We start from the raw sequence: 12,320 nt of genomic DNA, 5'->3' as shown, positions 1-12,320 counted from the left end.
GCTCAGCCCAGGTCGCGGACGAACGTGTTGGCCGAGGGCTGCGGGGTGTCCGGCGCGAACGTGGTGGCGTAGGTCTTGAAGGCCAGCTGCCGGCCGTCCGGCGTGATCGACGGTTCCAGGGAGTCGCTGTCGCCCTGCGTGCCGTTGGTGGCCACGCTGGCCAGCGCCGTCGTGCCGGCCACGGTGTCGCGGACCACCACGTCCCAGTGGCCGTTGCTGTCACCCGGCACGAGGAAGTCCTGGGGCGACGAGAAGGCGACGTAGCGGCCGTCGCCCGAGATCGCCGTCCGGCCGCCGGTGTAACCGCCCACCACCGCACCGGTCGGGTCCACGTTCACGCGGGTGATCGTGTCCCAGTACTCCACCTTGGCCGTGAACAGGTCCGAGCGGTTGTTCGTGTCGCCCGGCACCAGGTTCGTCGCGTACGACTCGAACACGATGTGCCGGCCGTCGGCCGAGAGCCTCGCGCCGCGGCTCGTGCCGTTGCCCAGCGCGCCGTCGCTGCCCCGGCTGACCAGGCGGGTGTCCCCCGGCTGGCGCACGAAGACGTCCGTCGAGTGGTTGGTGTCCGCCCGCAGGTCGAGGTTGTCGGCGTCCGAGTTGAACGCCACCGTGTCCCCGTTGGCCGAGATCGTGGGCGCCCAGCTCGGCCCATCCGCCTCGCGGAAGTAGTCGTCGAGGTTGATCCGGTAGCTGAACAGGTCCCCCCGCTTCCACTGGAAGATGTCCGACACGCCGTTGGTGTCCCCGCTGGCCAGGTTGCTGGCCAGCGAGTCGTACACGATCGTCTGCCCGTCCTGCGAGATCGCCGGATCCGCGCTCTCGCCGTTGGCCTGCGTCCACGGGTCGCCGCTGACGCGGGTCGTCTTCCCGGTCACCAGGTCGCGTTCGAAGATGTCCTGCACCCCGTTCGTGTCGCCCGGCACCAGGTTCGTCGCCAGGGACTCGAACACCACGTACCGGCCGTCGCCCGAGATCACCGGGTTGCCGCTGGCCCCGTCGCCCTCGACGCCGGCCGTGCTCACGCTGACCCGGGTGGTAGTGCCGTTCTGCCGGTCCCGCACGAAGATGTCCGACACCCCGTTGCCGTCACCCCGCACCAGGTTCTTCGCCGACGACGAGAAGGCCACGAACCGCCCGTCCGTCGAGATCGCCGGCCGCCCGCTCATCCCCGACGCCGGCGCGCCGTCCACCGTGACGCTGACCAGCGTCGTGTCCGCCGTCGTCGCGGCGAACGCGACTCCCCCCGGCGCCAACGCCATGACCGCCAGGACGGTCCCGATACGTCTCATCAACAAGCCCCTCTGCTCGGATCTGTGCCGCCGGAGCATGCCCAGCCGACCCCTCGCCCAGCATCGGGACATTCCCTACCAAACACCCTCCCCAGGACAATCGGGCAATCCGCTCCGCGCGGACGCCCGCCGCAATACCCCCACGGTTTCCCGAAGTCAAACGCCCCCGCCTCAGATGATCTTCTTCCCGCCACCCTGTCGGCCCACCGTGCTTGGATCGATTCGGGGGCTGCTCAGAACGATCATGTGGGGCAGTCGGTCGGCGTCGTGCCGGCCAGGCTGGCCAGCACCAGTCCGATGACCCGGGGATCGGTCGGCAGCTGCCCGTGGTCCACGCTCGCGCCGGGGCAGATCTGCTGGAGTGGCAGGTTGATCGCCCCCGGCAGCCGGGCGGAGTCGGGCGGGGTGACGGTCTGGTCGTCCTCCGTCCAGATGGACACCCAGGGCACGTCGGCGGCGCCGGCGATGGGCGTGAGCACGGGGCTGCCGGGGGCGAGTTGCTGGCACGCGGTCGGGCAGGCGCTGGGGGCCAGCGCACCGCCTTGGGCTGCCAACTGTGTCCCGTGCAACGGCGAACCCAGCGTCACGACCCGCCGGACGCCCTTGTGGCCGGCCACCCACAGCCGCGCCACGACGCCGCCGGCCGAGTAGCCCACGATGTCCACCGAGGACGTGCCGCCCGCAAGGGCGGAGTTCACTGCGGCGTCCAGGACCTGGGTCTGCTGCTGCAGATCCCCCGTCCCGTCCCCCGGCAACGTCAGGACGACGGCGTTCTTGCCGTCCTGGCGGAGGCGTTGGGCCAGCGGCTCCAGGGAGGTCCGGTCACCGCCGAAGCCCGGCACCAGCAGCACCGTGCCCGGCTTGTCGGGGGCGAGCGCCGTCGCCGGCCCGGGCCACACCCGGACCACGACCACGACTCCCAGCGCCACGATCACCGCCGCCACCAGCGCGAACAGCATCCGTCGCCGGGGACTCAACCCTTGCCAGCTCACACCCCATCATGCAGCAGCGGCAATACCTTGTGGTGCAGCGTCGGCGGCGCGGCCAGGAAGCTGCGATCCCCGGTCCGCCATGGGAGGCCGTCAAGATCAGTGACGAGCGCGCCGGCCTCGCGGGCGATCAGCGCGCCCGGCAGCAGGTTGGTCTCGTCCCGGCCGAACTCCCAGAAGGCGTCGATCCGGCCCGCCGCGGTGTCGGCAATCTGCCACGACGTCGGCCCGAGATTGCGCACGGCGCCGACCTTCGGCAGCACGGCGGCGAGCGCGCGGCCGGCGTCGGCGATCGCGGTGGGTTCGTCGGCCACGGTCGGCGGCTGGCTGGTGGCGACCAGGCACACTGACAGGTCGATCTTCGTGGACGGCGCGATCGGCTCGCCGTTACGGAACGCGCCGCGGCCCCGCTCGGCCGTGTAGGTCTCCCCCAGCACCGACGAGTGCAGCACGGTGGCAATCGGTTCGCGGTCGCGGACCAGCGTGACGCTCACGCACCATTGCGGCAGGCCCTGGATGTACTGCACCACGCCGTCGATCGGGTCGACCACCCACACCTCACCGGTTTCCGGCACCTCCGTGCGCATTTCCGCCGCCCACGGCACGCCCGGCCTGATCCGGTCGAGGTGCTCGGCGAGCAGCGCGGACGCCGGCTTGTCGATCTCGTCGGAGACGGCGACGAACTGGGGCATCGAGTCGGGCCGGGTGATCGGGTGTGCGGTGACGAGCGCGGCGACCGCCTTGGCGGCCTCGGTCAGCTGGGTGATGAGCTCTGAGGTCATGCCCCGAGCATCGCCGCCGTTGGCGGTTTCGGACTGGTTCTCGCCGCTGATCTGAGCGAAACTGGCAGTTATGGCGTCTGACATGGCGGTTGAGGTCCTCGACGACCGCGATCTGCGGCTGATCGCGGCCCTTCAGTGCGACGGGCGATTGACCGCCGAGCGGGCCTCCGAGGTGCTCGACATCAGCACCCGGATGGTGCGGCGGCGCTGGGCCGAGCTGCTGGGCACCGGGACGATCCGGGTCACCACCATCCCCGACCGCCCGGCCGGCACGGGTGCGATGCTGCTGCGGATCAAGGTCCTGCGCGGCAAGGTGGACTCCATCGCCGCCGCCCTCGCCGTCCGCGACGATGTGCCGTTCATCGACCTCACTGCCGCCGGCGACGAGATCAGCGCCGTCATGCTCACCCGGGACGGCGCCCACAACGGCTTGCTGCACAACCAGCTTCCCGCGACGTCGGCCGTAACCTCCGTCGAGGCGAAGACCGTGCTGCACGTGTTCTCCGAGGCCCCCGCCTGGCGTCTCGGCGTGCTCTCGCACCGCGAACGCACTGATCTGACACCGAAACCCTCCGCCGAGTCCACAGTGGATGGTGTCGATGCGTCCATTCTGGACTGTCTGGCTACGGACGCCCGCGAGTCCGCCGCCTCCGTCGCCGCACAGACCGGCCTCCCCGAATCCACTGTGCGACGCCGGATCGGCGCGCTGGCCCGAAGTGGCTCGCTGCGCACCCAGGTGTCGTTCGATCCCCGGCGCGCCGGTCTCGCCGTCGACGCCAACCTGTGGATCCAGGTCGAACCGTCCCGTTTGGACCATGTCGGCCGCACCATGGCCGTGCACCCGGCCGTGCACGGGTGCGTGGCCACCACCGGCCAGTCCAATCTCCAGGTCGCCGTCTGGGTCCGCGACCTCGACGACCTGTACCGCCTCGGCACGCGGGAGCTGGGCGCCCTCGGCGTCACCGCCGTCGACACCGTTCTCGTCGGCCGGGCCGTCAAGCGGCCGGAAACGCCTTGGCTACCGCCAGTTCGGTCTCCTCGGTGATCAGGTCCGCGTTGATCGCCGCCCCGGCCCGCACGCCCGCGGCCGCCGCGCCGATGACCTGCTCCATGAGGTTCGTGACGTTGCCCGCGACCCACACGCCGGGGACCGCGGTCGCCTCGCCGTCGGCCGGGATGTAGGTGCCGGCCGGGTGTTCGACGACGGCAAGGCCGAGGGCGGTGAGCACGTCGGCGTTGGAACGGCCGTTGGGGGCGACGACAAAGGCATCGTGGTCAAGGTCGTCCAAGCTGCGCACGACGCCCTTGACCACGCGGATGCCGCGCGCCTCGAACTGCTTCCGTTGCGTGTCATCGAGTTCGACGATGTCGTTGAGGTAGAAGGTGACGTCGTCGCTCCACTGCCGCCACATCAGCGCCTGGTGCGCGGAGATCGGACTGCACGCGATGACGCCGATGCTCCGGTCGCGCACTTCCCAGCCGTGGCAGTACGGGCAGTGCAGCACGTCCTTGCCCCACCGCTCCGCCACGCCTTCGATGTCGGGCAGCTCGTCGGTGAGACCGGTCGCCACCAGGAGCCTTCGGCCGTCCACAGTGGATCCGTCGGCCAGCTCGACCGTGAAGCCGTGCCCCGTTCCGGACACCTTCACCGCTTCACCGGCGACGATCTCCCCGCCGTACGACTCGACCTCACCGCGCCCGATGCGCAGCAGCTCCAGCGGGTTGACCCCCTCCCGGCCGAGGTAGTTGTGCGCGTTGCCGGCCGGCGCGTTGCGGGGCCGGCCCGCGTCGATCACCAGCACCGACCTCCGGGCCCGGCTCAACGTCAACGCCCCGCTCAGCCCAGCGGCACCGCCACCGATCACGATCACGTCGTAGTTACTGTTCATACCAGGATGATGCGACCGCCCGGCACGGTCGGCAAAAGAACTTGCTGTTTCAGCAACAGGGAGGGCCAGTGGTCGACATCACGGACATCCAGGCCGCCGCGTCCCGCATCGCCGGGCACGTGCTTCGAACTCCCACCGTTGCCAGCCCCGGCCTGTCCGAGCTGCTCGGCGTGCCCGTCACGGCCAAGCTGGAGCTGCTCCAGCTCGGCGGCTCCTTCAAGGTCCGCGGCGCCGCCTCGAAGTTGCTGACCCTGACCGACGACGAGCGGGCGGCCGGGGTCGTCGCCGTCAGCGGCGGCAACCACGCCATCGGCGTCGCCGTCATGGCCGGCGCGTTGGGCGTGTCGGCCACCGTTGTCATGCCTCGTTCCGCCCCGGCCCGCGCCGCCTCCGCCGCTCGTGCCGCCGGCGCCGACGTCCGTCTCACCGATGACATGGCTGGCGCTTTCGCCTTGATGGACCAGCTCCAGCGGGGCGGGATGACCTTGCTACATCCCTTCGCCGACCCCGTCGTGCTGGCCGGTCAGGGCACCGTCGGGTTGGAACTCGCCGCCGACGCCACCGACCTGACCGATGTGCTCGTCAGCATCGGTGGCCGCGGGCGGTCCGGTGCCGACCAAGCTGTCGTCGGTCGTGTCCACCTTGAGCGCCCCCAGCGTCTCTCAGCTCACCTACGACCATGTGTCCACTTTGGTCACCGAGGTGCTGCTGGTGTCCGACGCCGAGGCCGTGCGGGGCACGCTTGACCTGGCCGAGCACGCGAAGGTCTGGGCCGAGCCCGCCGCCGGCTGCCTCGTCCCGGCCGCGCGGCGGGTTGTGGAGCGGTTGGGCGGCGATGTGAAGCTCGGATTTGTCGTGTGCGGCGGCAATGCCACCACCGATGACGTGTTCAAGTGGTCGCGGCTCGGATGAGGAGGAACGTGGACGGAACGGCGAAGGACGGCAGCCCGGTCGGGCTCTACGCGCTGCTGCCGGAGATGGGCGAGGCCACCCTGGTCCACGGCGCGATCCCGGCCGGCGCGACCGTGCTGGAACTCGGCGCGGGCGCCGGCCGGGTGACGCAACCGCTTGCGGCGCTGGGACATCCGGCGCTGGCGGTGGACAACTCCTCGGAGATGCTTGCGCACGTCCTCACGGCCGAGACGATCCGGGCGGACATCGAGTCGCTGCGGCTGGACCGGCGGTTCGACGCCGTGCTGCTGGCGAGCCATCTCGTCAACACCGCCGACGCCGAACTCCGTCGGGGATTGCTTGCCACGGCGGCACATCACGTGCGCGACAGCGGCACGGTGCTGATCCAGTGGCACCCGCCGACCTGGTTCGACCGGGTGGACTCCGTTGCACGGGAGCTGGGCCCGGTGACGATCGCCGTCAAGGACATCGTCCTCGACGGCGATCTGCTCACCGCGACGGTCCACTACGACGGGGCCGGCCAGCACTGGGAACACCCGTTCACCGCCCGCCGACTGTCCATATCGGACATGACCGCCGAGCTCGACGCCGTCGGACTTCAGTTCGGCGAGTGGCTCACCGACGATCAGACGTGGTTCACGGCGACCCCGAACCAGCGGTCGAGCGCGTCCGAAAGCCCTTCTGTGTCAGGAGACTCGGACGCCCAGGCGACGTAGTTGTCCGGCCGGATCAGCACCGCGGCCGGGATGCCCTCGATCGGTTCGGCCGCGATCACGTCGACGACGCCTTGGAAGCGACCCAGGCTGCCGGTGAAGTCCAGCAGGAGAGGCCGCCCCGAGCGGGCGAGTCCGGCCAGGCGCGACGGGCCGTCCGGCGTCACCAGATCCATCGGCGGGGCGAACCGGCCGACCAGCGGATGCGCGTCGGCGACACCCATGTCGTAGCGGACGTCCGAGCCGGCCAGCAGTTCCGCGATGCGCCGGACCGCGGCCGGATCGCCGAGCATCTCGCCGAACAGGACCCGCAGGGCGGTGACGTCGCCGCCCGGCGCCACCAGGGCATTCGTGGCCTGGCCGTAGATGTGCATGCGTTCGGCGGCGATGCGGCGCTCGGTGTCGTACGTGTCGAGCAGGCCGGCCGGCGCGGTGCCGTTGATCTCGGCGGCCAGCTTCCAGCCCAGGTTGGCCGCGTCCTGCATGCCCAGGTTGAGGCCGCCTCCGCCGTAGGCCAGGATGTGCGCCGCGTCGCCGAGCAGGAACACCCGACCGTCCCGAAACCGTTCGGCGACCCGGTTGTGGCCCTTGGTCAGGCGGTTCATCAGGTGCGGGCCGTCGCCCTCCGGCTCGCCGAGCGGCACCTCCACGCCGAGCACCCGGCGCACGCTGGCCCGCAGCTCGTCCATGCTCATCGGCTCGTCGGTCGGCGGCTGGTCCCACTCCACGGTCGCGATCGTCGGCGGGTGATCGGGCAGCGGCGCGTAGGAGAAGCCGCCCTGCTCGGTGCGCAGTCCCAGGAACGGCAACGCCAGGCCGTAGCCGGGGACCTTCAGGCCCCGCGTGGTCGGATCCACCCAGTCCGCCGGCACCGTGGCGTGGGCCATCCGCAGGGTGCGGCGGTCGTAGGTGACGCCGCCGAAGTCGATGCCCGACAGCTTCCGCACCGCGCTGCGGGCCCCGTCCGCGCCGATCAGATAGGCGCCTTGCAGTTCGTACCGGCCGTCCGGGCCGTTCACCTCGACCGTGACCTCGGACGCATCCTGTTCGAGGCCAACCAGTTCGTGCCCGTACCGGATCTCGACACCGAGCTGTCGTGCCCGCTCCGCCAGCACCCGAACGATCTTCTGTTGCGGCGCCGGCAGCACGTACAGCGGGCTCTCGTCGAGCACGCCGAGGTTGAGATACATTCCCGCGTAAGGGAAAAACCCCGAATTCGCCTTCGGCGGCCCCGGCGCCCCCGCGAGCTCCTCGAACAGCCCTCGGTGGTCGACCAGCCGCACCACCTCACCCACGAGCCCGTTCGCCTTGGGCTCCACACTCGGTTCCGCCAGCGCCTCCAGCACCACCGGTCTCACCCCGGCCAGCGCCAGTTCACAGGCCAGCATCAGCCCGTTCGGCCCGGCCCCCGAAATGATCACATTCACGATTCCCCCTCCGGCACGGGCAATCCGCGCCCGATTTCCTCGAACACTCGATCCATCACGTCGATCACCGACCCCTGGGGATCGTTGACCATCCAGAACCGCATCGCCGTCGCCACACCCGCCGCCACCACCGACGCCGCCAGCTGCGGAAACAGATCCCGCTCCCGATCCAGCCCCAGCCGCTCGGCAATCGCCGCCGCCAGCTCGTCCTTGGCCATGTCGTCCGCGCGGAGCAGTTCCGCGTGCAGAGACGGATGGCTCAGCACCAGCTTCACCCGCTCCATGTACGCCCCGTCGCGGGCAGGAGCTGTTGCCGCGCTTTGCGTTGAGGCGGGCGCAGTACCGTGCGGCGAAATGGAGGCGGCGTCAGCGGATGAGCCGGAAGCGGGCTCTGTCTTGCTCGGCGAGGCTGACACCGCGTCGCTGGGCGAAGCTCGCGGCACGTCGCGCGGCGAGGCAGGCGCTGCGCTGTGAGGCGAGGCAGGTGCGGTGTCGTGCGTCGAGACGGCCGCTCCGGTGACGCTCGACCGGACCGCCGCTCGCACCGCCGGCCAGAACGGATCCTCCGCCGGCCGGGACCGCAGTTCGTCGGCGACGACCAGCGCCCGCTCCAGGTGGCTGGCCGCCACCGCCTCCGCCTTGCTGCTGAAGTAGTTGCGGAACGTCCGGTCCGACACGTTCGCCGCCGCCGCGATCTCCTCGACGGTCACCCCGTCCCAGCCCCGCGCCACGAGCAGCCCGATCGCCGCCCGGCTCAGCGCCAGCCTGGTCTCACGCTTCTTCCGCTCCCGCAACCCCGTCACACCCCCACCCTACCCAGATTCTTTCCGCCTTGGCAAGAATTCCAATCCGGCAACTTCCCTAAGGCAAACGTCACATGTGGACCGCATTCGACTCAGGGCGCTTGTGGCGAAAACGGGGGTGGACGCGGGGCTGCGAGGGCCGGCCCATGGGAAGGGTGCGTGGGAGGCCGGGCCAAGGGCGAGACGGGAGTCAAGGGCCCGCGAGAGGGTGCGTGGGAGGCCGGGCCGACGGCGAGACGGGAGTCGAGGGCCATGCCCGGGAACCGCGAGGGGTCGGGGCGGAGCCGGGGACGGCTGACCGCCGCCGGCGGCTATGCGCGGGTGGCGGAGGTTCGGCGGCCGGCGCTGACCACGGCGCCGTCGGAGCGGTCCAGGCGGAGGAACATCAACGCCCCGGCCAAGGCGATCACGGCGCCAACCACGAAACCGAGGCGGAAGTCGAGGACGGTGGGGACGTGGCCACCGGCGGCAACGGCCACGACGGTGGCGGCGACGGCGACGCCGAGGCCGGTGGCGAGCTGGGTGATGGTGGCGTTGAGGGTGCTGGCGGCGCTCATGGACTCGGCGGGGACGTCGGCGAAGGCCAAGGTGTTGATGCCGGTGAACTCCAGGGAACGGAACGCGCCGCCGAGGAAGCAGACGACACAGATGAGCCAGTACGGCGTGGCGGCGCCGAACAGGGCGCAGGCCCCCAGGGACAGGGCGACGAGGATGCCGTTGCCGACCAACACGCGGCGGAAACCGAAGCGGCGCACGGTCGGGGTGGTGATGGTCTTCATGACGAGGTTGCCGGCGAACACCGTGAGCACCAGGAGACCGGAGGTGACGGCGCTGAGGCCGAAGCCGACCTGGAACAGCAGGGGCAGCAGGAAAGGCACCATGTTGATGGCGAGCCGAAGCAGGGCGCCGTCGCCGGAAGTGGCGGCATAGGTCCGAATGCGCAGCGGGGAGAGGTCCAACAAAGGCGTCGGATGACGCAGTGCATGACGCACGGCGACGACGCCGACGGCCAAGCCGATCACGAGCAGACCGGCGGTGACCAGCCAGTTCGTGCCGGCGGTGCCGGCCAGGTCCAGGCCGTACACGAGGCACGCGATGGACACCGCGCTCAGGGCGAAGCCGAGGCCGTCGAAAGGCCGCCGGGTGCGCTCGGACGTCCTCACGACCAGCAGCGCGGAGATCAGGGCGGCCACGCCCAAAGGCATGTTGATCAGGAAGATCCAGCGCCACGAGGCGTATGTGGTGATCACGCCACCGATGGGCGGGCCGAGCACGGGGGCGATCAGGCCGGGCCAGGTGATGATGGCGGTCGCCGCCATCAAGTCCGCCTTCGCGGCGCCACGCAGCACCACGGTGCGACCTACTGGCACCATCATCGCCCCGCCGATGCCCTGCAGGACCCGGGCCAGCACGAACTGCCACAGGGTCTGGGACGCCGCGCACAGCACCGAGGCGAGCGTGAACACGACGATCGCGGCGCAGAAAACGGGCCGCGCGCCGAAGCGGTCGGACAGCCAGCCGCTGAGCGGAATCATCACGGCGACCGTCAGCAGATACGCGGTCACGCCCAGGCCGGCGTCGACCGCGCCGACGTGGAACGAGCCGGCGATGCCGGGCAGCGCCGTGGTGATCACGGTGCCGTCCAGCAACTCCATGAAGAACGAACCCGCGACGATGACGGCGACCAGTCGACTGCTCACGACCAGCAACCTAGGTCGGCGCGCGCCCGCCTGTCATGGCCGCGGAGACAGCCGTCACACGTTGCTCGGCACGCCTCCGATCCGCAGCAGCGCGTGCGGGTACACGCCGGGCCCGAGCTGGCGGGCCAGGCCCTTGCGCACCTCGTCCAGCTTGATCAGCCGGGTCACCGGCCGGATCGCCAGCCCGAAGGCGGACGCCGACAGCCGGGCGTTCTGGATGGCGGCGCCGGCCAGGACGTGGTCACGGGCGGTGTCGCCGCTGGTCGTGACCACGAGGATCGGGTCGGCCACCAGCCGCGCGGCGATCGAGCAGACGGCGTCCGCGTACGGCTCGGCCGACATGGTGGCCAGCGGGCCGAACTGGGCGGCCACCTGAGCGACCGGCGTGGTCTGCTGCGGCTCCAGCCATGGGGCCAGCTCGTCGGCACACCAGCGGTCGCCGTCCATGCGTCTGCCGGCGTGCAACACGAGCCGGGCGGTCTCCATCGCCGCGGCCCGGTCGCTGAGCAGCCGCAACTCGGTGCCGGGACACCAGTTGGAGGCGACGAGCTTGGCCACGGCCGCCGAGTCGGGCACCCACTCGCCGGGCTCGGCCCAGTACGGCGGCATGCGCTCGATCTGACGGTGCAGCAGCGTCTCGCGGTCGGTCGGCGGCGTGGGCGTCAGCGCCTTCACGGTGGCCACCAGGTCGGGGGCCGTGCCGTCGCCGGCCAGCTCGATCGTGGCGCGCCAGCCCAGCACGCGCATGGCCAGGTACAGGTTGGCCAGCGCCGTGCCGCAGTACAGGAGGCGGTTCACGCCGGCCCGCTCGTAGCGCGTGCCCGGGCCCAGCTCGAACAGGGACGCCGCCCGCTCGCCCAGCTGGAGCACGTACGGCCGCTCGGGGTGTAGGACGGGGGCGTGCCGAATGGCGTTGAGCAGCGTGGTCGCCTCGAACTTGGTCCACTGGTCACCGGAATTGCGCCGGGTCAGCACAACGGTCCTCCGAACGTCGCCGGGCTGGTGTGAACACTCCCGAACGTGAAGACGCCTGGCGGCCACGTCTTGTTCACCTCAATCGGGGGGACCTTGGACACTGCCGCGAATCCTGGGCGGGTGACTAGTGTCTGGCCGTGTCCACCCGAGTGTTCCTGGTCGACGACCACGAGATCGTCCGGCGCGGCATCGCCGACCTGCTCGACGACGAGCCCGATCTCCAGGTGTGCGGCGAGGCCGCCTCGGTCGCCGAGGCGTTGGCCCGGATTCCCGCCACCAGCCCCGATGTCGCCGTGCTCGACGTGCGCCTGCCCGACGGCAACGGCGTCGAGCTGTGCCGTGAGCTGCGGGCCCGCAACCCCGAGCTGCACTGCCTGATGCTGACGTCCTTCTCCGACGACGAGGCCCTGCTCGACGCCATCATGGCCGGCGCCGCCGGCTTCGTGCTCAAGCAGGTGCTCGGCCACGACCTGCTGGCCGCGATCCGCACCGTGGCCGGCGGGCAGTCGCTGTTGGACGGCCGCACCACCGCCGCGCTGATGAACCGCCTGCGCCGCCAGCGCGACGACGCCGATCCCCTGCGCGAGCTGTCCGATCAGGAACGCACCGTGCTGGAGCTCATCGGCGACGGCCTGACCAACCGCCAGATCGCCGAGCGCATGTTCCTGGCCGAGAAGACCGTGAAGAACTACGTCTCGCACCTGCTGGCCAAGCTCGGCATGCAGCGCCGGACCCAGGTCGCCGTGCTGGCCACGGAATTGCGCAGCCGCGACAAATCTGACCCCGGCGAGTCGCGCTCTGGAGCACACCGAATGTAGGTCTCGGGCACATGCCCGAG

Annotated in this window: 11 protein-coding genes and 1 pseudogene; 4 read left to right on the top strand and 8 right to left on the bottom strand. The window is 70.9% G+C overall.

Features of this window, described 5'->3' with window-relative positions; all coding sequences use genetic code 11:
• Window positions 1-2: 2 nt before the first annotated feature.
• The 3 genes from AB0M73_RS18490 to AB0M73_RS18480 form a co-directional block, all read right to left on the bottom strand.
• Window positions 3-1,292: a hypothetical protein gene (locus AB0M73_RS18490; RefSeq protein ID WP_363891821.1), complete on the bottom strand. Its 1,290-nt coding sequence runs from the start codon at window positions 1,290-1,292 to the stop codon at window positions 3-5.
• A gap of 242 nt (window positions 1,293-1,534) precedes the next feature.
• Window positions 1,535-2,269: a lipase gene (locus AB0M73_RS18485; protein WP_363891820.1), complete on the bottom strand. Its 735-nt coding sequence runs from the start codon at window positions 2,267-2,269 to the stop codon at window positions 1,535-1,537.
• A gap of 11 nt (window positions 2,270-2,280) precedes the next feature.
• On the bottom strand, window positions 2,281-3,063 hold the full coding sequence (locus AB0M73_RS18480) for an inositol monophosphatase (protein ID WP_363891819.1): 783 nt from the start codon (window positions 3,061-3,063) through the stop codon (window positions 2,281-2,283).
• Window positions 3,064-3,145: 82 nt separating this feature from the next.
• Here AB0M73_RS18480 and AB0M73_RS18475 point away from each other — a divergent pair, with 82 nt between their 5' ends.
• Entirely contained in the window at window positions 3,146-4,108 is a 963-nt protein-coding gene (locus AB0M73_RS18475) for an Lrp/AsnC family transcriptional regulator (protein WP_363891818.1), read from the top strand.
• On the opposite strand, the gene AB0M73_RS18470 is transcribed toward AB0M73_RS18475, so the two are convergent.
• Entirely contained in the window at window positions 4,059-4,952 is an 894-nt protein-coding gene (locus AB0M73_RS18470) for an NAD(P)/FAD-dependent oxidoreductase (protein WP_363891817.1), read from the bottom strand. The two genes, AB0M73_RS18475 and AB0M73_RS18470, sit on opposite strands and share 50 nt — an antisense overlap.
• A gap of 68 nt (window positions 4,953-5,020) precedes the next feature.
• On the opposite strand from AB0M73_RS18470, the pseudogene AB0M73_RS18465 reads away from it, so the two are divergent.
• Together AB0M73_RS18465 and AB0M73_RS18460 are read left to right on the top strand one after the other, a co-directional pair.
• Window positions 5,021-5,864 (top strand): annotated as a pseudogene (locus tag AB0M73_RS18465) (pyridoxal-phosphate dependent enzyme).
• An 8-nt stretch (window positions 5,865-5,872) separates the two neighbouring features.
• Window positions 5,873-6,580: a class I SAM-dependent methyltransferase gene (locus tag AB0M73_RS18460; RefSeq protein WP_363891816.1), complete on the top strand. Its 708-nt coding sequence runs from the start codon at window positions 5,873-5,875 to the stop codon at window positions 6,578-6,580.
• Here the strand turns inward: AB0M73_RS18460 and AB0M73_RS18455 are convergent.
• The 4 genes from AB0M73_RS18455 to AB0M73_RS18440 all read right to left on the bottom strand — a co-directional run bounded on the left by AB0M73_RS18455 (window position 6,490) and on the right by AB0M73_RS18440 (window position 11,482).
• Window positions 6,490-7,965 (bottom strand): FAD-dependent monooxygenase, encoded by a 1,476-nt coding sequence (locus AB0M73_RS18455; protein WP_363892089.1) that lies wholly within the window; start codon window positions 7,963-7,965, stop codon window positions 6,490-6,492. The genes AB0M73_RS18460 and AB0M73_RS18455 overlap by 91 nt on opposite strands.
• Window positions 7,966-8,000: 35 nt before the next feature.
• Window positions 8,001-8,807: a TetR family transcriptional regulator gene (locus AB0M73_RS18450; protein ID WP_363891815.1), complete on the bottom strand. Its 807-nt coding sequence runs from the start codon at window positions 8,805-8,807 to the stop codon at window positions 8,001-8,003.
• 311 nt (window positions 8,808-9,118) lie between these two features.
• Complete coding sequence (locus tag AB0M73_RS18445; RefSeq protein WP_363891814.1) at window positions 9,119-10,507, bottom strand: MFS transporter; 1,389 nt, start codon at window positions 10,505-10,507, stop codon at window positions 9,119-9,121.
• 54 nt (window positions 10,508-10,561) lie between these two features.
• The gene (locus tag AB0M73_RS18440; RefSeq protein WP_363891813.1) at window positions 10,562-11,482 is read right to left on the bottom strand and encodes a hypothetical protein; all 921 of its coding nucleotides are present in this window, start codon (window positions 11,480-11,482) and stop codon (window positions 10,562-10,564) included.
• A 137-nt stretch (window positions 11,483-11,619) separates the two neighbouring features.
• On the opposite strand from AB0M73_RS18440, the gene AB0M73_RS18435 reads away from it, so the two are divergent.
• Window positions 11,620-12,300: a response regulator transcription factor gene (locus AB0M73_RS18435; protein WP_363891812.1), complete on the top strand. Its 681-nt coding sequence runs from the start codon at window positions 11,620-11,622 to the stop codon at window positions 12,298-12,300.
• Window positions 12,301-12,320 lie beyond the last annotated feature (20 nt).

Source organism: Kutzneria sp. NPDC051319 (assembly GCF_040682195.1).
Lineage (GTDB): Bacteria > Actinomycetota > Actinomycetes > Mycobacteriales > Pseudonocardiaceae > Kutzneria.
The sequence above is the reverse complement of the archived record's forward strand: the minus strand, read 5'-3'. Positions and strand labels throughout refer to the sequence as shown.